Source organism: Anaerocolumna chitinilytica (assembly GCF_014218355.1).
GTDB lineage: Bacteria > Bacillota > Clostridia > Lachnospirales > Lachnospiraceae > Anaerocolumna > Anaerocolumna chitinilytica.
Window position 1 is genome coordinate 5,484,852 of record NZ_AP023368.1, and the last position, 21,235, is coordinate 5,506,086.

General features: G+C 36.9%; 20 protein-coding genes. 2 read left to right on the forward strand and 18 right to left on the reverse strand.

Annotated features, from left to right (window positions below; all coding sequences use genetic code 11):
• Positions 1-293 precede the first annotated feature (293 nt).
• Entirely contained in the window at positions 294-881 is a 588-nt protein-coding gene (locus tag bsdcttw_RS24240; RefSeq protein ID WP_185257324.1) for a hypothetical protein, read from the forward strand.
• Between the two features lie 107 nt (positions 882-988).
• On the opposite strand, the gene bsdcttw_RS24245 is transcribed toward bsdcttw_RS24240, so the two are convergent.
• The 17 genes from bsdcttw_RS24245 to bsdcttw_RS24325 form a co-directional block, all read right to left on the reverse strand.
• Complete coding sequence (locus bsdcttw_RS24245; RefSeq protein WP_185257325.1) at positions 989-2,557, reverse strand: DUF3794 and LysM peptidoglycan-binding domain-containing protein; 1,569 nt, start codon at positions 2,555-2,557, stop codon at positions 989-991.
• Positions 2,558-2,728: 171 nt separating this feature from the next.
• Entirely contained in the window at positions 2,729-2,974 is a 246-nt protein-coding gene (locus bsdcttw_RS24250) for a Veg family protein (protein WP_225903744.1), read from the reverse strand.
• A gap of 375 nt (positions 2,975-3,349) precedes the next feature.
• Positions 3,350-3,754, reverse strand: coding sequence for a protease complex subunit PrcB family protein (locus bsdcttw_RS24255; protein WP_225903745.1), 405 nt, complete (start codon positions 3,752-3,754; stop codon positions 3,350-3,352).
• 148 nt (positions 3,755-3,902) lie between these two features.
• Positions 3,903-5,357 (reverse strand): PEGA domain-containing protein, encoded by a 1,455-nt coding sequence (locus bsdcttw_RS24260; RefSeq protein WP_207726466.1) that lies wholly within the window; start codon positions 5,355-5,357, stop codon positions 3,903-3,905.
• A gap of 150 nt (positions 5,358-5,507) precedes the next feature.
• Positions 5,508-6,584, reverse strand: a complete 1,077-nt coding sequence (locus tag bsdcttw_RS24265; RefSeq protein WP_185257327.1) for a protein kinase family protein — start codon at positions 6,582-6,584, stop codon at positions 5,508-5,510.
• Between the two features lie 110 nt (positions 6,585-6,694).
• Positions 6,695-8,029 (reverse strand): CCA tRNA nucleotidyltransferase, encoded by a 1,335-nt coding sequence (locus bsdcttw_RS24270; protein ID WP_185257328.1) that lies wholly within the window; start codon positions 8,027-8,029, stop codon positions 6,695-6,697.
• A 132-nt stretch (positions 8,030-8,161) separates the two neighbouring features.
• The gene (locus bsdcttw_RS24275; protein WP_185257329.1) at positions 8,162-9,040 is read right to left on the reverse strand and encodes a CPBP family intramembrane glutamic endopeptidase; all 879 of its coding nucleotides are present in this window, start codon (positions 9,038-9,040) and stop codon (positions 8,162-8,164) included.
• Positions 9,041-9,770: 730 nt separating this feature from the next.
• A complete protein-coding gene (locus tag bsdcttw_RS24280) occupies positions 9,771-11,171 on the reverse strand; it encodes a GumC domain-containing protein (protein ID WP_185257330.1) in 1,401 nt (466 codons plus the stop codon).
• 14 nt (positions 11,172-11,185) lie between these two features.
• Positions 11,186-13,057: an HlyD family efflux transporter periplasmic adaptor subunit gene (locus bsdcttw_RS24285; protein ID WP_185257331.1), complete on the reverse strand. Its 1,872-nt coding sequence runs from the start codon at positions 13,055-13,057 to the stop codon at positions 11,186-11,188.
• Between the two features lie 134 nt (positions 13,058-13,191).
• Positions 13,192-13,485: a hypothetical protein gene (locus tag bsdcttw_RS24290; RefSeq protein WP_185257332.1), complete on the reverse strand. Its 294-nt coding sequence runs from the start codon at positions 13,483-13,485 to the stop codon at positions 13,192-13,194.
• A 26-nt stretch (positions 13,486-13,511) separates the two neighbouring features.
• Positions 13,512-14,240 carry a CPBP family intramembrane glutamic endopeptidase gene (locus bsdcttw_RS24295; RefSeq protein WP_185257333.1) on the reverse strand — a complete coding sequence of 243 codons (729 nt, stop codon included), beginning with the start codon at positions 14,238-14,240 and terminating at the stop codon, positions 13,512-13,514.
• 130 nt (positions 14,241-14,370) lie between these two features.
• Positions 14,371-14,811, reverse strand: a complete 441-nt coding sequence (locus bsdcttw_RS24300) for a hypothetical protein (protein ID WP_185257334.1) — start codon at positions 14,809-14,811, stop codon at positions 14,371-14,373.
• A gap of 75 nt (positions 14,812-14,886) precedes the next feature.
• Positions 14,887-15,510 (reverse strand): CPBP family intramembrane glutamic endopeptidase, encoded by a 624-nt coding sequence (locus bsdcttw_RS24305; RefSeq protein ID WP_185257335.1) that lies wholly within the window; start codon positions 15,508-15,510, stop codon positions 14,887-14,889.
• 73 nt (positions 15,511-15,583) lie between these two features.
• On the reverse strand, positions 15,584-15,775 hold the full coding sequence (locus bsdcttw_RS24310; RefSeq protein ID WP_185257336.1) for a hypothetical protein: 192 nt from the start codon (positions 15,773-15,775) through the stop codon (positions 15,584-15,586).
• A 73-nt stretch (positions 15,776-15,848) separates the two neighbouring features.
• Positions 15,849-16,091, reverse strand: a complete 243-nt coding sequence (locus bsdcttw_RS24315) for a hypothetical protein (protein WP_185257337.1) — start codon at positions 16,089-16,091, stop codon at positions 15,849-15,851.
• Between the two features lie 243 nt (positions 16,092-16,334).
• Complete coding sequence (locus bsdcttw_RS24320; RefSeq protein ID WP_185257338.1) at positions 16,335-18,524, reverse strand: peptidase domain-containing ABC transporter; 2,190 nt, start codon at positions 18,522-18,524, stop codon at positions 16,335-16,337.
• Between the two features lie 177 nt (positions 18,525-18,701).
• Positions 18,702-18,860, reverse strand: a complete 159-nt coding sequence (locus bsdcttw_RS24325) for a hypothetical protein (RefSeq protein ID WP_185257339.1) — start codon at positions 18,858-18,860, stop codon at positions 18,702-18,704.
• A gap of 219 nt (positions 18,861-19,079) precedes the next feature.
• Between bsdcttw_RS24325 and bsdcttw_RS24330 the strand changes: the two genes are divergently transcribed.
• Positions 19,080-20,396, forward strand: coding sequence for a sensor histidine kinase (locus bsdcttw_RS24330; protein ID WP_185257340.1), 1,317 nt, complete (start codon positions 19,080-19,082; stop codon positions 20,394-20,396).
• Here bsdcttw_RS24330 and bsdcttw_RS24335 read toward each other — a convergent pair.
• The gene (locus bsdcttw_RS24335) at positions 20,393-21,166 is read right to left on the reverse strand and encodes a LytR/AlgR family response regulator transcription factor (RefSeq protein WP_185257341.1); all 774 of its coding nucleotides are present in this window, start codon (positions 21,164-21,166) and stop codon (positions 20,393-20,395) included. The genes bsdcttw_RS24330 and bsdcttw_RS24335 overlap by 4 nt on opposite strands.
• Between the last annotated feature and the right edge of the window lie 69 nt (positions 21,167-21,235).

The following is a 21,235-nucleotide window of genomic DNA, read 5'->3' on the forward strand; positions in this document are numbered from 1 at the left end:
GATATTAATGGTAAGCGGTTATTTGGCTTATATTACCACCCTAGTAGGAAAAATGATAAAGCTATTTTTCCTACACAAATTTGTTCTAGCGCCCAAATTTGCGGCGCGTTGGCAGCATGAAACTTAATAGGAAAAATGATAAGCTATTTTTCCTACACAAATTTGTTCTGACGCCTATATTTGCGGCGCGTTGGTAATATGGAACTTAGCAGGAAAATGATAAAACGATTTTTTCTGCACAAATTTATTCTGGCGCCCATATTTGCGGCGCGTTGGTTGCAAGGAGGCATATTATGAATGTAAAAGGAATTACAGCAGCTACTTATATCCCATCTGTGAGGTCCACCGAAAAAGCTCCCTCTAAATCTACTTCCAGCTTTGCCGATGTTTATGAATCATCTGCAAAAGCATCCGGTGACTCTTATAGCAGTACTGACAGTACCAAGACCAAAGAACCTAACACCGCCGTTATCAAAGCCCTAAAGGAAGATCTTCAAAAGAGAAGTGATCAGCTTAGGGACCTTGTCCAGAAGATGATGCTCTCCCAGGGAAAAACCTTTGATGCTGCCGGTATGTGGAACTTTCTCCAGAGTAAAGAATATTCTGTGGATGAAGAAACAGCTAAGCAGGCCCAGGCAGATATTGCGGAAGATGGCTACTGGGGTGTTGAGCAGACTTCTGACAGGCTTGTCTCATTCGCCAAGGCTTTATCCGGAAGCGACCCTGAGAAGGCAGATTCCCTTATTGAAGCTGTAAAGACCGGCTTTGAGCAGGCAACAAAAGTATGGGGCGGTGAACTTCCTGATATCTGTAAAAAGACTTTGGATGCCACATTAGAAAAGCTGAACAACTGGAAGAACCCTCCTGCGGAATCGAAATAACTGACATAATCCGAAACTAAAAACAATAGCATAAATTCTCTACATAGGAAATAGTAAGGGCTGCCGCATCATTATGCGGCAGCTCCTATATTATTTGAGGCTTGTGATTAAATCATTTTATCTACCCGTTTGGTTATTAATAATTTATCTCCGGGTCTTACATTTTCATCTGCAAGGTCATTTAATTCTTTTAACTTATCCACTGTACTATAGTATTTTTTCGCAATACTCCACAAACTATCGTTGTTTTTAACCACATAACCTACCATGCTAGGCATACTTTTTAATTTATCATAATCCAGTTCGTGTTCTTCCACATCCGCAATAATAGGTTCCGTCAAGGAATTAAAAATAATGGAACTTAAACCAATTCCGGCTTTTACTTCCATTTCTTCGCCGTCAAGAGCCATAACACTAAGCTGCTCTAAGGAGGGTTTTACACGATAGATACTGTCTTGCCTTATTCCCCTGGCTTCAATGGTCTGGTTAAATGGAATGATCCCTTTTATGGAGTTTAAAGGTCTCTTGTCATCCGGGCAGATGTAGAGAATCTGAACTTCCATCACTCCGCTTACTTCAAGACCGCTATCTGTTACTTCCAGATCATCCAGCCTGATATCCCCCGAGGCATGGCATATCTGCAGAATCTCAGGCTGCCCGGCAGCAACACGAATTCTGTCATTTACACGTACTTTGCTGTTGTTCTTAACCAGGAGGCTTTCATAATTTGCTTCTTTCATTACAGGAACCAGATCTTTGTAGGGTGAGTAAACATCGTTTAATAATTCCAGTTCTTCTTCCTCGTACATTTTAATAGCCATATCTATCACAACTTCTACGTCCACCATACGCTCTTCGCCATCAGCATCCGGTACTGCCTCAAGGCTCTTTCCGCTGATAGTAAAAGTAATGTTATCGATCATGTCTTCTGTGCAGCCGTTGCAGTCTATGGTTGTACTGAAGGGAATCTCCGTCTCATAATAATCAATTGGGGTATCTTCACTTTCACCTGCATAGATAAAAAATACGACAACTTCTCCCTTAACTGCAAACTTATCTTCCAATAGCCGAACTTCTACATTGCGAAGCTCCACCTCACTGTACAAAATCTCTGAAATATTTCCTTTGTTGGTAGGAAGATGGATTTGGTCTTTTACTCTGTAAGTATCCCGCTTATCCACAGCCACATCGGTAACCGTAATTGTCTTATTCCGGTATTGGATATCTCCGTCGCCCTCAACTCCTACAGCGGTGGCTTCGTCGTATAGGTCTTCTACCAATACGGTAAGGCAGACAATTGCTTTTACACTTAGTTTTCTGGAATTGATTAAACCTGTAGTCAGGTCTTCCAGTTCCCAATTTACAACAGCATCGTCACCGGCACAGGCTTCATCCAAATGAATCAATTCATCAAAAGGAATTTCACCTGACATATTATGTAAGGGTCTTGCGTTTTCGTCACTGAGATAAAGGACATCAAAATGCAGAGAACCATTTACCATTAGCTTACCATTAGACATTTTTACATCGTTGATTTTAACTGCGCCTTGTTCTTTAATAATTTTATAAATGTCAGGCTTTGCATCCGGCACATTAAAGTCGTCATCCAGTGTTAGCTGAAGGCTGGTTTGACATTTTAATTTATTCATATGAACATTTTTCTTTATCAGTTCCACAAAAATATCCCTCCTTGTCTTATACCATATCATATTCATTAGAAATAATATTTATGAATAAAGAATTCATAGAAAGGCATAAAAAAAGGGATTCCTTAATATCAGAAATCCACTTGTTTTACTCTATTTAAATCTATTCTGCAGTATTATCTTACGCTACTCATACTATAACTAGCATAACATCATCTGCACGTCTTTGGTTAAAACATCCGCATAGCTAAAAGATAATGTCTTAAATGTATCAGCTGAACCATCTTCTATTTTTACCAGGAAGATGCTCGGATAGGTCTCGGTTATAATTCCTTCTGTTATGTCAATCTTATTTCTGCCCCTGTTAGCCTTAATTTTAACTCTGCTTCCTATGTGACTGACTACTTCTCTGCGAACTTTGCTTACATCTGCTTGTTTCATCATCATAACAGCCTCCTTATGGGTGTGCCTTTTATATTAAGGGTCATAATACAAACCAATAATTCGGTACATAAATATTAAACACAGAAACAATCTAACTATAGCATGAAATAGTGTGAATGTCAAATAATATTCTGACAATTCAGGACGTTTTTCCTACTTGTTTATATAAAATACAATAGATTGTTAAGTAAAAAGTAAATAGGACTTGTTAATTTTTTACTTCTGGGTGCTATTATACCCAATTTTACCAGAATAATGCACATACTTTAAAAGTATTATTATTAATTTTTATACATAATCTATGATTTTAACACAAAAAGACTGCTTTTTGAGCACTCTGAATATAAATGCTCTTCCGGCAGTCCTTTTTACTTCTATTTATTTATACTTTGGAGTTTTATCGGTAAATTCTGTTTTAATAACTACATATGGATAGGTAAGAGCATTGGTAACCTGTTCATTCTCACCAGGTCCAATTAAATCCGTATCTACTACAACTGCGTTATCTGTAAGATAAACTTCATTTACCTTGATACTATAACCTCCCGTAGGCTGTTCACCATACCCAACTACTATGTAAAGATTATCAGTGTCCGAATAAGAAAGCTTAAAAGGTTCCTTTTTCTTTTCATTGATTATCTTCATAAGGGGTTCGGGCACATCAGCATCCTCTACTATCGTAAATTCCAAATCCTTAATTTTTTTACCGCCTGTATCATCCGACTTACATCCAGTTAAGAAAACAGAGCTGCCGACAAATAGGATAAGCAAAAAGCTTATCAAGTGTATTTTTCCTTTGAGTATTCGCACTTTCACCGTAACTGCTACCTTTCCCGGTGTTTGTGAATTATGTCTACCAATAATTCACACTAACTTCCGCATATATCTACTTACAGTATTCTATGCAGGGAAGCCGGGATTATACCATAATCTAATCGGAAGCTTCCAGGGCAGGAAAATTAAGTTTATCATCCTCCCCGTCATTTTTTACTTCAACAGTATAGGTCTTAGTGTCATAACCGGATTGGATAAAAGTAATATAGAGCTGACCGGTAGTCGTCTTTGGGAAGCTAACCGGTGCGATACCTTTAAATTCACCGTTTACATATACGGAAGCACCATCGGGGCTCTGGATATAAATATAATTCTTACTACTTGTCTGTGATGTATTGCTTCCATTATCAGTAGAATTGTCCGAACTGCCATTTCCGGTGGAATTACTATTTGAACCTGTATTATTATTGTTACTGTTGCTATTTGTTCCGGAGTTATTGGTTCCATCCTTGCCGGAACCTGTCTGTGAATTCTCCTGTGCACTGCTCTCTTCTTTGGTATTATCTGTTTCCACTAGTTTGATAAATATATCCTTTTCCTCTTCCTTCACTTTCAGAGTTCCGGTATAATCCTTGTACCCTCCAAGAGTAGCTTTTATACTGTGGTCTCCGTATTCTATATCAATGGGAATATCATAGGATACCAAAAGGTCATCCACATACAGTTGTGCCCCAAGAGGTGATATATGAAAAGTAACCTTACCCGTCTGCGGAGCAGGCTTCTTAAACTCTCCCATGTTTACCTCAGTTTCCTTACCTGGCAGCACGGATACTGATTTCGTGCCGGTAAAGCCATCCTTTTCCATGGTGATATCATAGTCTCCCTCTCTAATGGTAACTGTCATATCCTCTATAATAGGAAGAACCTCTCTTTTACCAATGTAAACAGTTCCTCCAAGAAAATCTCCATAATCTTTAAAGCGCAGGGTTCCATGCCCTTTCGTTACTAGAATTGAATAAATAGTCTTCTCGTATCCTATAGCCATTAGCTCATCACTCTTGTCAAGGTCATTCAGGGTCAGTTTTTTGCCCTCTCTCGTCACAAAAAGATAATCAGGGTATTGATAGAGCCTGTCAGCTATCGTAAAGCTTCCTTCCCCGGGGCCTGCACTCCAGTTCTGAATTCCTTCATAACGCCATGCCTTATCCCATAATTTAAGTTCAACAATGCTGTTGGAATCACCATCATAAGATATCTCTGCCAGATCACCGATCTTAAGACTGTCTGCCATCACATTCTTTCCATACTTGTCCATTATAACAGAGCCTTCCGTTAAAGTAAGGCTGAAATCCTGTCCGTCATTGATATTCCGGAGATAAAAGCCAGGCATCATGTCATCCCTGCCTGTGATAATAGCAGTTACCTCTTTTTTATTTTCCATCCGGGTATCCTCTGTTGTCTTCTGCCCATTATCATATGAACTGTTTTCATCAGAGGACTTAGGCAGCAAAGCCGCTAAGCTCACAATCATTATAAGGAGGAAACCTCCAAAAAGCAGAAATATAAAACTATTACTCTTTTGTTTTCTCTTAATAGGTCTTTTATCTTCCAAAGTAATCCCTCATCGCAAGAGCGCATTCACACTGTTATTTAAAGTAGTACCGCAAGCAAGCTTGCGGTATCTTTTTATGTTTTACTGTTCCTAATTATAAGACAAACCTCGTAAAAACTCAAGAAATACTACAGTAAGAGCTATAGTGCTTTAGTTCAGGGTATTTGCAAGGCATTCCAAAAACTTCTTCCTTCCCTTGGACTGCTCCCACGTTCCAAGAAGCTTCTGAATGTTTCTCTGAGGGACCCAGGATTTTTTACCATTGTAATAAAAGTTTGTAATCTTCCAGAACTTTTCGGGATATAGGAGAAGTATGTATAAAAGTTTCCTTTCATCCCTATCAAGAGGAAGAACATCTGTATATGAATTTACTATCATACTTCCGATATCAACATCCCAATCATTTTTCTCCAGACATTTCCGGATATAAAAATATAAATCCGTAATTTGTACTCCTATGCTTGCCTTATCAAAATTAGTAGTTGCCATTTCTACCGTCGGCTTGTTTTTAAAAACCGCAGCTGATATAAGATCTTCCCTTATTCGGGTCCTTGGCATAGCTGCTGCATTTTGAGCAGAATTTACCATTATAATATTATGATACGTATAATTTCCATGGCAGACATAGCAGTGCTCCTTCGCCTCCTGCATGAGATCTTTATAATTACTCTCAAGGAGTAGTCTTGTTGCTTCTTTAGCCTGCTCATAGAACTCATCATAGCAATTAATATAGCACAATTCAAATTCGTTCTTCTTTTTCTTTTCTCTGATATAGCTTCTTACCCGCTTAAGCTCACGGTTTCTTTTATCAAAAAGCTCCAAAAGATCAGGTCCGGTATTTTTACTAACCTGCTCTTCGGAAAGAGGCACTTCTCTTAAGATACTGTGCAGCATTGCAAGATTAGCGGCTCCGCATGCAATATCCGACTCATTTCTTAGATTGCATTCTTCCCCCGGATACCAATTCTTAAGCAGGTACTTATTTCCCGCTCCATCCTCTGTAATGAGCTCTCCGGCGTTATTTCTCATATATAAATCCACATAAGGGAAATCACTTAAAATCTCCAAAAGGGTATTCTCAAATTCCACCCTTGGCTTCGAGCTTTCCAAGCTTCTCAACAGCTTGAGTCCCTTATCCGTCTCTGCTATAAATGCCCCCCTGATTCTGTATGTGTTATAAATCTTTATATTATATTGTCTAAATATCTCCAGATTTCTATCCTCCATAGGAAAGCCTCCTGACTCAAACTATTGCACCGCTTCATAGGGTGTCTCTTCTAATCCTATGATATAATGAGGCTTTTCATGACAGGAATCCTATGGATTCAAAATTATTTTTAGGGTAATATTATTTCTACCGCCAAATTTTTAAGACTCTCCTTATTATTCAGGGAAGGCTCACGAAGAACGGCCTCCAAGAGTTCTTTTAATACCAGTCCCATGTTTTTTCCAGGCTTAATTCCAAGCTCGATTAGATCCTTACCATTCACCACTAAGTTTTTTAATTCCACGCATTCATTTCGCTTAAGGATATCTTCATAGAGACTCTGAGCCTGTTTAAGACCTTCTCCTTTTTCACAATCGAGACTGTCTTCCTCCCCCTGAATGAGAATCTTCCTCATACAAAAAAGCATGTCCATTAAATCCTTTCCAATATTACTGACAGCTTTTCTCATTCCGTAAGGGGTTAATATAAACTCGTAATTATACCAGGTAATCATCCGGTAAACATAATCGATCGTTTCGTTATCAAACTTAAGGCGTTTTAAAACTTCTTTCGCCTCATTAGCTGCCAGGCCATGAAGGAGAATCGACCAGGCGATTACCAAATGTTCTTTTTCTTTACTCAGATAAACGCTGCTGCTTTCATCGTTATCTGTGCTCCAAACAGCCGCTGTATTTTCCAGAATCTTTAAACACCTTAGTGCATAATTTCCAAGAGGTTCTTCTCCTAGATAGGTTGTTTTTTTTGTGTCCATCACCCTATCGAATTCAGATAGAACAATTTTTGTAATTCCAAGTTCATAAGCTGATAGGAGCCTGTCGGGATTCGGTGAAAGCAGAAGCTTATTTAATTCCGTTCTTATGCGCTCTGCGCTGATATTGCGTAAATGGCCAGCCATCTTGCGAACCGCCATAAGGGTTTCTTCCTCTATTGTAAAACCCAGCTGGGCAGAGAAACGCACCGCCCTTAGTATACGAAGGGCATCCTCATCAAAACGCTTCTCGGCACTTCCCACACAGCGGATACACCTATTCTCTAGATCCATAAGCCCTTCGAAAATGTCAACCATTCCGCTTTCCTCATTGTAAGCCATGGCATTTATGGTAAAGTCCCTTCTCATTAAGTCCTCAGAAAGATAAGGGGTATAAGTAACTTCCTTGGGATGTCTATTATCTTCATACTCCCCGTCAATGCGGTAAGTAGTGACCTCATAACCATTCTTGTCAAACATAACCGTAACCGTACCATGCAAGATTCCGGTATCGATAGTTCTTCGGAATATCTCCTTTACTTGCTGCGGGCTTGCAGAAGTAGTGATATCCCAGTCTTCCGGCTCTCTTCCCAATATAACGTCTCTTACACAGCCTCCTACCGCATAAGCTTCATATCCATGTTTTTGCAGCTCTTTTATAATATAATCCACATCTTTTGGCAATTGTATTCTCATTAAAATCCTCATGTGACACGCATTTGCGCAATATAATTAAAATAAAATACCTTTTAATTACACACTATCCTTCCTGACTTACTATCTTTATTATAGCCGAAGTCCGGAAGGATAACAAATTTTTTTTATGGGTTAGTTCTCTTCGAAAGTATATAACTCTTCTTCTATCTCAACATTCTTTAAGAGGCGGATAAAGTATATCAGGCTTGCCGCTATAACAACTGCACTAGCAACAAATAGCAATCCTCCTGAGACCGGATTAAGCAGTACACTATCTGAAAGGATGTAACCTAGAAAAATTCCGCTTAGATTAACGGACATATGAAGGGCAATAGAAGCTTTCAGTGTATTATAAGTGAACCTTACAAGTCCAAAGCAAAGACCGATAGCAAAAGCATAAGTGCCTTGGATGATATTCATATGATAAATTCCAAAAAGAAGTGCCTGCAGGATATTGGCTGCAAAAAAGGGCATAACCCTTTTAGCCTTACCAAGAGTAACACCTCGAAAGATCAGCTCCTCCGCTATGGGTCCTATGATTCCCACATATAAGAAGGAAGCCAGCGAGTTGCCCATACCAAGCTTCTCCATCAGTTCACCATATCCTTTGAACCAGCCGGGCTGCCAGTTTGAAATCACAGTTAATACGATGGAAAGCCCAATCTGAAGAAAGATTCCAAGCACTATGATAATCCCTGTCTGTTTTACCGTAAGATGGTTTGCTGTTACACGGGTATTATCCCCTCTATTAAGGTGCCTCAGCCATAACCCAAATACAATAATTCCAACAATTCCAAATACCGCCGATATCACCATAAGAAACTGGGGATCCTGCACTTCGGTAACAATATCTAATCCTGCATTGGATAGATCTGCTCCGTCCCGGGAAGCCAGTTGAAACATTCTTACTACGGAATAAGCAATTCCAATCCAAGCAGCTCCTAATACCTGTATAGCTAACGCCAACAAAAGCGGCAGTACTGTTCCCAAATATTTACCTGCTTTATTCATATAATCTCCTTTATGTCAAGTCTGTCATTGTGTTCTTAACTCACTTTACCATGCTGAATGTCTTTATGCAAGGTTATCTCTCAGTAGCATTTAATATTTAAGAATTAATAAACCTTAGGTCCGTTATTTTTTTCATATGCTATGAGGAAAGCTTCTACCATTTTCTTGGAAGCATTTATTTTATAATTTTTATTTTCTGTAATAATCTCAAGAATAGATACATTATTGTTGAATTTTTTTATGTTATAATTGAGGATGTTTTTATATTCTATTTCTTTGTTAGATATTACAACCCGGCCAATATCCTCATTACTATAAATGCATAGAAAGCATATAGAGAATGAGAAAAAATATAAGCAACTACAACTAAGGCCAAACTGTGTGAGCCACGCAAGGTCCTTACGAATAAAACAGAGCAAACAAATAACTAGATAGAGCACCAAAGTTATTATCTGAAATACTCTTACCCCTATTTCTGGTATATTATAATAGCGATGGATCTTATAATTTTTTAGCATGATATATTTTAAGTCTCTTACACTATAATATACCAAAGTAAATGTACAAAAGAAAAAGCAAGCCATAATAAGCCCGTAGCATAATATAGAAAAATCTACTCCCTGCCCATTATTTTTTAGTAACACAATAAGTATACTAAGAAGTACAGATACAATAATAATTATTATAAGCTTTTTATTGCTCATGAGAGAAAATACCTCCGTTTTCATCTTTACTCATCTTCCAGATAAATTTTATTTTCCAGAATATCTTCCCACATCAGTACCTCCATGCAGCTGCTATAATATTTCAAACTAACAGACTGCCTGTCCAGATAAGCCTTTTTCACCTCCAATTTGGAAGCCTTCTTATATTTTTGACTCTCTTCGATGGCTTTACATTTGTTATCGGCTATCTCTAGATTCTGCTTTATAGATGTCATTTTTCGAAAGGAATCATCATAAAAATTTATTGCTTTACGTACAAAGTTCCCTATCTTTCTTTGCAGTTGAACTTCCTGCAATTGATAACTCTTTATCGTAAGTCCAATCTGGTTCTGATAAGCAGTGTTTGTAATCCCCCCCGATGTAAGGTAATTTTGATAACTGGTTTCCATATTCTTAAGTTGTAAATAAGAAGGAGTACTTTGTACAAAGGAATTTATCTCCGTTGCTACCGTATAGTTCTTGTGGTTTAATACTATATTATATTGGATTGTATCACTTTCAGAAAGTCCTGTCTCTTGTTTAATATAAGAATTCAGCAGATTATAATTCTCCTGATTCTGGGCGGATACCCGGGTGTTTTCCGAGAGATTTAAGGAAATCTCGTCAACTTGCCCTTTGGTGGAATAACCATATTGATATTTAATTTCTTCAATTTGTTTCTGTAAATTAATATACTCCTGATTCAGTGAATCGTATTTCATCTGCTCCTGACCTACCATCAGGTTAAGACAGTTTTGCAAAAAACTATGAAGTACTTTATGTTTCCCATCCTGGGTTAATAAGCCCTGATAGTCTTTATAGAAGGCAGCAAGGTCCCTGGATAATTTATCATCTGATGCATTTTTAGAAAATGTGGCAGCACTCTGCTGATAGGAAGCTAGTTGTGCCTCTATAGCATTCAACTGAGCATCGATATCACTGATTTGCATCTGAGAGTCAGGAGTTATTCCTTCTAACTTATTTACGATTGATTCGCCAGGGTTCTCATTCGTCAATCCTGTATTATCTGAAGCCTCACCTCCTGGCCCCTCTAATTCAACACTTTGTGCTGCTGCTGTATTTCTTGCATTTAGAAGGCTTTCCCTTGCCAGGTTGAGTTCCTGTATCCTAGCTTGAATAGTAAGATAATCAGACTGGGCCTTTGAATAAGTTTCATCTGCGGTTAATGCTTTTGCTGCTTCAAGCTGATAGCCTGTAAGATTTATCTGATAATCCATTCCATAAATCTCATACCGGCTCATAACATCCTTCCAGTCGTACACCTTTCCGCTTCCTTGCAGAACATAGATTATACTTTCTGCAGAAGCCTTCATAACAAAAAGACAGCTGTAAAGGCTAATAACAAGGAAGAAAACCAATAGCCATTTTCTATAACCTATACCATTATTACAATTCTCACTTCTCATCTGTGTTTATTCCCCTAATCCTTTAGGAAGTTCATCTTTTCCAGTACAAACTTAAGAATACGTTTATTTTCTGTTATCATCTGCGCCTGACAGGACATACCTGCTTTCAAAGATAACTCTTTTCCTTTGGAATCATACAGAGATTTTTCATGAATCGAGGCTTCTACCAAATAATAGCCTCCCCCATTCTTCTCATCTACTTTAAGGTCCTTGGATATCTTTGTTATTCTACCGTTTAGGTAGCCATATTCACTGTTGGGCAGGGCATAGACATTAAATTTTACCCGCATTCCTTCCTTTAGTTTACCAATATCCTTATTGCTGACATAAATATTAGCCTTATAGCTGCTCTCATTATCCGGCATAATCGTCATAACTGTAACACCAGCATTCAGGGTATCACCTTTTACCAGCTCCACACTACTGTTCGCAACTCCGGACCTTGCTGCTTTTACAGTAGCTTCCTTTATCTGAAAATCAAGTTTTTCAATGGCTGCTGTAAGCTCATCTTTTTTATCTACGTCTTCTTTTATATTATTAAGGGTAGTACTAATCTCTGTGTTTATATATTCTTCCAAAGAGGCATCTGTCTTTTTGTTTGCTCCCGTCCGTAGGGACTTGTCATTTTCCAATTTCAGATTGTTTAGATTATCGGTAAGTGATAAGGTGCTATCCTTTAAAGCAGTAATTTTACTTCGCAGATCCACCAGATAATTTAGTCTAAAATTGAGTAAAGCGTTTCCTCTTTCCTCTTCATTCTTAGAGAGAAGCGCTCCCTTCGTCAAAGTGCTTTTCTTTGACAGTTTTAGTTCCTCTATACTTTTCTCTGTTTCAGTGATGCTGTTTTTAATGTCCTTTAAACAGGAGGTCTTATATGCATCAATTGCTCTCCTTGCATCCTGAACCTTGGTTTCTGATTGTTCAACCTCCCATTCAGTAACTGCAAGCCCCTCAAGAGCTTTATTAATCTCATAGTCCTCTTTTGCCTGTTTATAACCGGCACTCAGTTCTTCCTGCTTACTCTGATATTCATCGTACTGCAGACTGTAGCTGCTGCTGTCTGTAAACAGGTCTTTCCCCTGTTCTATACTTTGCATCAATAGATTTAAGCCATGCTTTCTCTCGGAATAATAATCCAGAGAGTCCACCACACCCTCTGCAGTGGTCGATAACTGTATCTCTAATTTGGCACTGTCATATTTTTGAACCAGGGTTTTATAATCACTCAGATACTTGGTATAGAGGTCGTAGTATTCCTTCTCACTGCCTGAATTCAAGAAGGGATTTTTCTCCGTGTTAACTGCTTCTTCAAGCTTCTCAAGATTATGCAGCCGTTCCTTTTCACTTGCTATCTGCTTCTTGATAGAGACTTGATTCAGATGTCTCGCTTTTTCTTTATAATCGACATCCTTTTCAGATATGATATAATTTATGTAAAAACTACGGTATTTTAAGTAGTATTCTTCTTCGCTCTTAGGGAAATAATTCTTGCCATCTTCAACAGACTTCTTATAGGTCTGCAGATTGTCGATCTCCTTTGTAAGTTCTGTCAGTTGTGCTTCATAGTAAGTCTTTTGCTTTAACAGGTCTTCATGTTCGATAACATAAAGGATGTCTCCCTTTGTTACCTTCTGTCCATCCTGAATATTAACCTTCTTAATCGTTCCGGCAAAATTATTTACAACTGTTGCCACCTGATTATTGGGGCGCAGAATCCCTTCAGACTTCACAACAACGTCTATCCTGCCAAAATACATCCAGATAAGTGCAATGACAAAAATTCCAAGCACAAGATAAACAAACAGGGAAAGAAATATATTTGGCTTTGACTCGTACACTTCCCTGCTGTCTGACATTTCATTTAAATTCAGTATAATTGGTTTCATTGGTAAACTCTTTCTGCTTTTGTGTTATTGAGCGCATAACTATATGAGGAATTTAACATTTTCTTAGACGCCAGACAATATGAATGTGCTATTTGGTAAGAAATGCGTGGTGATTGGCAGAATTGATATCTATTTTATAGAGAAAGGATGAAGACAATAGCCAGAATAATAAAAATAACGGCTGATATGATAGCCATAAATTTAGCTGTTCTATTTTCGGCAGCCTTACCCTCAAATACTTCTCTCTTTCTTCTGATGATGAAAAAAGTGAGCAACTGCAGAATAAAGGCAACGCCATAACATACCTGCGGTATAGGCAGTAGTTTAGTTAGACCGGAGGTTTTTTCTATTGTATTGATTATAAGTCCAACTGCTAAGAAAATGCATGATACGATGGATAATACCTGATATCTCATAAGCTTTTTCATAAGATTAACCTAACGTGTAATATGTATTATACGCCTTTCTGTTTCATATTGATTTTTTTTCGTTTCGCCTTGGGATATTTCGTAATAATCAGTAGAAAACCTATTGTTACTGCTAAAAATGTGAAGCCCAACAGAAACTGTCCGATAACACTATAGTTAACTATATTAAACTTATAATATACCTCCAGAACCACCAGCAGATTATTGAGTGAATGCATTAGCATACAACAATAAATATTGAATTCTTTATAAACAATTCCCAAAATAAAGGCAAAGAACGTAAGAAAAATAAAAGCATATATATCAAAATGCAAAACTCCAAATATAATAGCCTGAATCATATTGGCGACTAGAAAGGAGTATTTTCTGTTAAGTTGTTTCAGAAGAATACCTCTGAATAATAATTCCTCTGAAATAGGTGCAAAAATTACGGCTGAAACTATCTCTATCCCCTTAAAGTGGTACTGGGAGCTATGACCTGGAAACAAAAATGATAACAAGTTTTCTTCGGAAATACTATAACAAACTAAAATCATGCAGGTAAAGAATATCATATATGTAATCTGTTTAAAGGAATATTTGCGCTTGCTATTTAACTGTATTTTCGTATGTTCTTTATGCAGAATATATATCAATGTGGAATATAGCAAAACAGTAATAATAGCAGCTATACCAGTCTTCACATACATGGTGAATAAACTATCGATTATTATAACCGCAAAAAACCATATAGAGCTCTTTTTTATTGATTCCATATTTATCTTTTCCTGTGAATTCATTATGGCTCCAATCTAATTCCATACCATTTGTAATTATCAAATCTGTTGAAAACTACCAAGAGTGAAAAAACGATAATGTTTGAACATTGCTTTTCTGTACATTACGTTATTTCATTTTATTTAGATATTTCAAATAAAGTATTCTTGGAGCTTTTATCTCAATGGCATCCTTGTGCATGAAAACGCTGACATTACCATAAAACTTCGTATTTCGAGATGTTGATGTATAAATAAATTCTCCACTACTTTTATCTGTTGTTTTATCTCCACAACTATAACCTGCTTTATTTAATATGTTTGAAACCATCTCTATTGTCTTTGCTCTATCTAAACTGGTATACAAAACCGATTCTTGCTTTGCTAAATATGAGCCAATTCCTCCCATTCCCAAACATGTGATAAACAGAATAAGCAATATGATACATAGTTCTATAATATGAGGTTTTTGTTTACTAAATATAAGCAAAAGGATGATATAGAAAGTAAATATAGTACCCAATATTTCAAAGTAATAAAGAGAAACCTTTTTAAATGTATCAATATTCATGCTTAATACCTCCTCAAGACTTTTATAATGACTCCATTTATGTCCTTCTCGGTAAATTCATGATGGCTTCTTATTCTAGTCAATTTGCATTTCTATGTAGTTTCTAAATTGTGGTATGGAGTTCTTAACCTTATAAAAATATCTCCTGAAAAGAAATATGCCAATGAGTAAAACAGAGACTGTTATCAAAAGTAATATCACTGTATTCTTTATTCTCGAAATTACATATATTGTTAAAAACTGAGGAAAAAGAAAACCGCTTATATTGTATCCTATATGTACAAAAATAGGCGCAATGACTGTTTGATATTTATAATAAACGTAGCCCAGAATTAATCCAAGAGCGAAAGTATAAATAGACTGGATCGGATTATAATGGGATATTCCAAATATGACTGCCTGTACTAAACATGCCCATATGTATGGCAAAAATCGTTTTAAGACCCGGAATAAAACTCCCCTGTAAAGCAATTCTTCAATAGCAGGCCCAACAAGACATATAAAGGCTGCTCTTCCCCAAAAGCTACCCCCTTCTGTTATTTTAGAAATTTTTTCAGCATACGCAGTCAGCATATGTGCGTTTATTATATATAGTATGTTCAAGGACATCGTAATACTTAAGCCAAAGCCGATTCCTAATAAAATTAAGTATACGGCCGATTTCGTTTTAAATAGCTCTGCAATTTTATCCCTTTTCATTCATTTCCTTCTGTGGCAATACGCTTTTCTTATTGTGATTGTCAGAACTATGTTTGTCCTGCGATTCATAAGTTTAATTGGATTTCTTATCCTTTATATAATTTTTAACCATAATTACACCAGATAAAATTAAAAGGACAAGCCCAATTGGAGCAATGATTATATTTACATAAATGTTATCAGATGGAATACATATTGTCGTCACCAACATTCCGATAAAAAAAATCAGATACCCGTCGGAAAAAGCTTTTTTTAAATTAATCATCCCTTCCTCCAATCAATCATAAAATTGAATATCTTTCAAGGCAAGATGAGCATTACATAAACATAATAACTCTTCAAGTATTGCTATGTCCATTTTTTTCTTTTCTATAATAAGGAATTCTAATTATTACCAAGACTATAAAAAAAATATTGTATATTGTATAAAAACTGTAGTAATATAAAGTTATTTCTTCGCCTATGTTGAAAATTGTAAAAATTCCCGAAACTACAGTAGTCATAAATAAGCTTATAAAAGCGTATATTTTTAATGGTTTATTAAAAAAGGCTACTTTACTCTCTTTATCTGTTTCCATCATATATCATCCTCCCTACTTAAGGTCTTATAACATAAATATAAAAGGTGAACGTATATTTCAAAGTAATAGAGAGATATGATACTATACTTTTATTTTATTTATTCTTTCTAGTCTTTTTATAGGCCTTGGATGTATGTTATGACTTACAATCTGTTTTTTATTCATATTATCAATTATCATTAAAGCCTCAATTAGACAATCTTATTCAATAATATTTCAATATGTTTTCTCCTTATGATTTAATCAACCTACCTGCTGCCTCCAAAGCAATGCATACTGCCCTTCTCTATCCAGCAGTCCCTGATGACTTCCGTCCTCAATGACCTTGCCCTTCTCCATTACATAAATCCTGTCGCACCTTCTAATCGTACTTAACCTGTGGGCTATAATTATCGTCGTCATATCCTTGCTGTAGTCTTCAATTGTATTCTCAATTGCTCTCTCTGTAATAGAATCCAGATTACTGGTAGCTTCATCAAGTATTAATATATCCGGCTTTTTTAAAATTGCCCTAGCTATGGTAAGGCGCTGCCTCTGTCCTCCCGATAAATTGGAGCCGTTCTCCTCCAGTCTCGTTTCATACCTTAAAGGCAGCTCGTTTATAAAATCATGGGCCTGTGCCTTCTTGGAGGCTTCCATTACCTCTTCTGTTGTAACATTCTCCAATCCCAGCGTCAGATTATCCATAATACTTCCGCTGAAAAGAAAGGTTTCCTGGGGTATATAGGCTATTCTCTCCCTCAAGGCTTCCATCTGAATATCCTTGATGTTATAGCCGTTAATTAAAATCTCACCAGTTTCCACTTGATAGAGATTTAATAATAATTTCGATAGTGTTGTCTTACCGGAACCGCTCTCCCCCACCAGTGCTATCTTCTCTCCTTGTCTTATACATATCTGAACTCCCTCCAGAACCGGTCTTCTGGTTCCATAACGAAAAGTAATATTCTTAAATTCTATATCCCCTTTTAAATTCAACGGACTTATCTTCTTATTTTCACCTTCTGTTCTTTCCGGTTCCAGGTCAAGTATTTCACCAAGTCTGTCTGCTGCAACCACAGCTGTCTGCATCTGGGGCTGTAAATTTATTAGATTTTTCACCGGGTCAAGAAAATACGCCAAAAGAGAATTAAAGGCTATTAGCTGCCCGATAGAGATATTTCCTTTGATAACCTGGTAGCCACCCACCCACAGAATGACAATGCCGCCGGTTAATTCGGTGAAACCTACGAGAGAACCTTGGAGATTACTTACCCAACTGAGCCGGAATACACTTTTTAGAAGCCTTATGAACTTCTTTTCTGTTTCCAGTTCTACTTTTCTCTCAGCATTGTAGGCTTTCACTGTCTGAATACCGTTTAAGGATTCGACCATGTAGGAGGTCAGCTGTGCATTGTCTTCCATCTGGGCCTGGTTTAACTTCTTATACCATCTATTAAAACTCAAAACTATTATGAAGTATAAGACAATCACGATAGCAGTTACGCCAAACATATAGGCATTCTGCATATACAGTATTACTCCTCCGGCTACTGCCATCAGAGTATCTATCATAATGGTAAGGGTAGCCCCTGATATGGCATCTCTTACCTTGGAGGCATCGTTAAATCGGGAGATTATCTCTCCCACTTTTCTGGTTCCGAAAAAATTCATGGGAAGCTTCAATACATGTCTGTAGTACCCAAGCAGCAGTGCAATATCAAGCTTCTGACTCAAATACAACATCAAATGAGAACGAAAAGCCGATAAAACCACCTTAAACAGATTTAATAAAATTACTCCGATTGACAATATATGAAGGGTTTTAACCAATCCTGCCGATAACACATCATCCAATAGCACTTTAAAATAAAAGGAACCTAGTATCCCCATGGCCGTTATTAAAAGAGATGCAATAAACACATGGCATAAAAGACGCTTTTGCGGCAAAAGCAGATATAAGAAGCGTTCAAACAACCCCTGGGTCTCATCTCCCTTTTCAAAATTCTGTCCGGGTACCATAAGAATAAGGATTCCCGTCCATTGATAGTGGGGTGCCTTTCCCTCTGCCGCTCCTTCGCCCATAAATTCTCCCGGCGTTAATTTGACGATTCCTTTACCCGGGTCCGCAAGTATAATTTCTTTGGCTGTTATTTTATGTATCACGACATAATGAAGCAGGGTACCATCCACTACCACATGGGCAATACAAGGCAGCGGGAACTCGGAAAAAAGGGCATTCTTATCACCTTTTACCCCTTTCGCACTAAAGCCGAGCTGCTCTGCTGCTTTTATTACACCATAAGCGTTGGTTCCCTGCTTATCTGTACCGGCAACTTCTCTTATCCTTGTAATGGATGTTTTAAAACCATACTGTTTTGAGATGGTCGCCAGACAGGCTGCACCGCAATCTGTCATATCATGTTGTTTGATACAGTAGTATTTACGAAACATAGATTCCTCTTTTGTTAATGGCAAGAAATGCTGTTTATAATTCGTATACATTCCAACCTATTTTTACTTTTTAGCTTTATTCACTGACAAAAATTTACCACTTTTTAGGAGTATGTACAATGCAGATGTGCTATTTGGTAAAAACACCGTGGTAATTGGTTACAGTCTGCATATGTATTATTTATCAAAGTATTTAAAAATATCTTTAAATTCCTGGCATACATTTGTAACAATGACTTTAAAAAAGGCATCTCCCCCCACGGTTTTTTCTAATTCATCTACTTTAAGTTCACATAAATTATCGTTCATCTCAATATTTACTTTTTTCTTATTCATCTTTCTACCTCCTTTTAAGTCGAATCTACCACTTTTTTATCACATCAACAATATAGCCGTGCTATTCGGTAAATAAACCATGCTATTTGGTATGTTATCAGAAAGACTGGTGATAAACATTTTTTTCTAATTAGGATTAAAATAACAATAGGTTTGTGATAAAATAGAACTATACATCGAAACTCGATGATAGTTCTTATGTTACTTAGGAGATATTTTATGAATAGTAATTTTGTTTCTGTAAGCATTGATATTACTTATAATTTATTGGCTTTGTTAGTTTTAGATAAATACTGTGATTATTTTCTGACACGTTCTCAATCAGATAAACTGTATATAAAACGGCTGTATTTTTATATCCCGGTACAAATCTTACTAAGCATTCTATCAATCGATACCGTTATCTTTACTACTTTGCTGTTTGTAAGTTATTTATTGTACATCAACCTTTTTTACATTACAGAATTTAAAAAAGGCCTTCTCTTTGTACTCAAGTTTTTTCTCATTTTTTATGGTTTATCTGGAATTGCTTTTATCGTAATATCTTTTTTTATGGATTTTTTATCAGGCCTGATTGGCTTGTTTGATAATAATTTTTATCAAAACCTTAAAGGAATCATAGTTAATACTCTGGCTTATATAATATCCTGCTTCTATCTGCATCATAAAAAGCTGAAGCACCAACCAGTTAACAATCCCTATAAGAGGTATGTTTATCTAATCTTAGGATTAATTATTTTTGTATTAAGTACTTTTATAATCTATATCTATACTTTAAACTCTTCAAAAGAAGCATTGGAGAATATTGTTACAATCATTTTCCTAATAAATATTCTAATGATTGTACTAATCCTATCCATCTACGAAAAAATCGTTGACTCTCTTCAGGAAGCAGCCCTGAAACAATTACAGCAGCAAAAATATGAACTTGCACAGAGTTATTATGAAGAACTAAGTGAGAAATCCAAGCAACTGGTGTCTCTTCGACATGACTTTAAAAATCATCTGAATATTATTGCAGGGCGCTTGGAGCAAAAGGATTATACAGAGGCTCTTTCCTATCTGGAAAGGATTACAGCTGTTACGAAATCTGCCGGAGATTTGATTATTACGAATAATGCTACTGTCTCTGCTATTCTTCAATCAAAAAAAGTAGAGTGTGAAAGAAAAGGCATAGGGTTTACTTATACCGCTGCCTTTGAGAAAATATATAAATTAACAGATATGGATTTTACGATAATACTTGGCAATATACTGGATAATGCCATTGAAGCACAGGAAGAGGTGAGGGCAGGTAAATACCTAGCCGTTTCCATCACACAGGCAGATACCTATCTTGTTATCCAGTGTGAAAACCCCTATCTGGCAAGTCCTATGAAGAAGAACGGACGCCTGGTAACCTCTAAAAAAGATAGCGAATTTCATGGGGTAGGGCTATTAAACGTCTCTGATGTATGCGAAAGGTACGGCGGTGACTTCCATTATACCTATGATAATTCCATCTTTACGGTCAGAATTATGCTTCCTAATTATTAGAATGTCTGCTCCTGGAGCTTTACATATATCCTATTCATAAATCGTTCCTTGATGTCCTTATAATACTTTCTGCTGACCGGTACTTCTATGTAGTCTGCTAAGACTATGGTGTTCTTACCGACTTCCTGTATCATGTCAAAGTTCACAATATAACCTTGGTGAACATAGCAGAATTTATTAACGTCCAATTTCTCGTATAATTGGGACAGTGTCTCATAGCAGGCATATTCATTATCTCCGGTGCGGATAATACTTGTATTGCGTTTCTTTTCTATATATTTTATCTTCGTTATTTCGATGTATACATCTGTGTTTTTAATTTTAACTTCCAGATATCTCTTTCTGGCACTGATTTGGTCTCTCTTAAAGTCAATGGCTGCCGTAGCAAGGGACATAACTTTCTTAAGCTTTGTATAATCCACCGGCTTTACCAGGTAATTAAGAGCATTTACCTCAAAAGCCCCCAGCGCATAATTATCAAAGCTGGTTGCAAATATGATTATGACATCCTCGTCCTTTTTTCTAATCTCTCTAGCGGTCTCCATACCGGATAACCCACCCATTTCAATGTCCAGCACCAGGATATGAAAAATGGTTTCCTCATACTGAGACAGCAATTTTTCTCCGCTGCTGAATCTGCATATATCCAGCTTGTTTCCGCTTTCATTTTCATAGGTCTTTAACAAATTGCTCAGTTCATCCTGATAATAGATTTCATCATCGCATATGGCGATTCGATATTGACTTAGCATATCCCTTATCCTTTTCATTATGGAGTTTCTTTCAAATGGTATCTCTTTATGACTATATTTTAATAGGAAGCTGAAACCAAATCAACC

Bases quoted from the DNA above. Each gene is read 5' to 3' on its own strand.
- bsdcttw_RS24285 (WP_185257331.1), bottom strand. From the start codon at position 13,057: ATGAAACCAATTATACTGAATTTAAATGAAATGTCAGACAGCAGGGAA.
- bsdcttw_RS24310 (WP_185257336.1), bottom strand. From the start codon at position 15,775: ATGATTAATTTAAAAAAAGCTTTTTCCGACGGGTATCTGATTTTTTTT.
- bsdcttw_RS24240 (WP_185257324.1), top strand. From the start codon at position 294: ATGAATGTAAAAGGAATTACAGCAGCTACTTATATCCCATCTGTGAGG.
- bsdcttw_RS24320 (WP_185257338.1), bottom strand. From the start codon at position 18,524: ATGTTTCGTAAATACTACTGTATCAAACAACATGATATGACAGATTGC.
- bsdcttw_RS24325 (WP_185257339.1), bottom strand. From the start codon at position 18,860: ATGAATAAGAAAAAAGTAAATATTGAGATGAACGATAATTTATGTGAA.
- bsdcttw_RS24300 (WP_185257334.1), bottom strand. From the start codon at position 14,811: ATGAATATTGATACATTTAAAAAGGTTTCTCTTTATTACTTTGAAATA.
- bsdcttw_RS24295 (WP_185257333.1), bottom strand. From the start codon at position 14,240: ATGGAATCAATAAAAAAGAGCTCTATATGGTTTTTTGCGGTTATAATA.
- bsdcttw_RS24280 (WP_185257330.1), bottom strand. From the start codon at position 11,171: ATGAGAAGTGAGAATTGTAATAATGGTATAGGTTATAGAAAATGGCTA.
- bsdcttw_RS24305 (WP_185257335.1), bottom strand. From the start codon at position 15,510: ATGAAAAGGGATAAAATTGCAGAGCTATTTAAAACGAAATCGGCCGTA.
- bsdcttw_RS24315 (WP_185257337.1), bottom strand. From the start codon at position 16,091: ATGATGGAAACAGATAAAGAGAGTAAAGTAGCCTTTTTTAATAAACCA.
- bsdcttw_RS24250 (WP_225903744.1), bottom strand. From the start codon at position 2,974: ATGATGATGAAACAAGCAGATGTAAGCAAAGTTCGCAGAGAAGTAGTC.
- bsdcttw_RS24335 (WP_185257341.1), bottom strand. From the start codon at position 21,166: ATGAAAAGGATAAGGGATATGCTAAGTCAATATCGAATCGCCATATGC.
- bsdcttw_RS24270 (WP_185257328.1), bottom strand. From the start codon at position 8,029: ATGAGAATACAATTGCCAAAAGATGTGGATTATATTATAAAAGAGCTG.
- bsdcttw_RS24265 (WP_185257327.1), bottom strand. From the start codon at position 6,584: ATGGAGGATAGAAATCTGGAGATATTTAGACAATATAATATAAAGATT.
- bsdcttw_RS24330 (WP_185257340.1), top strand. From the start codon at position 19,080: ATGAATAGTAATTTTGTTTCTGTAAGCATTGATATTACTTATAATTTA.
- bsdcttw_RS24290 (WP_185257332.1), bottom strand. From the start codon at position 13,485: ATGAAAAAGCTTATGAGATATCAGGTATTATCCATCGTATCATGCATT.
- bsdcttw_RS24275 (WP_185257329.1), bottom strand. From the start codon at position 9,040: ATGAATAAAGCAGGTAAATATTTGGGAACAGTACTGCCGCTTTTGTTG.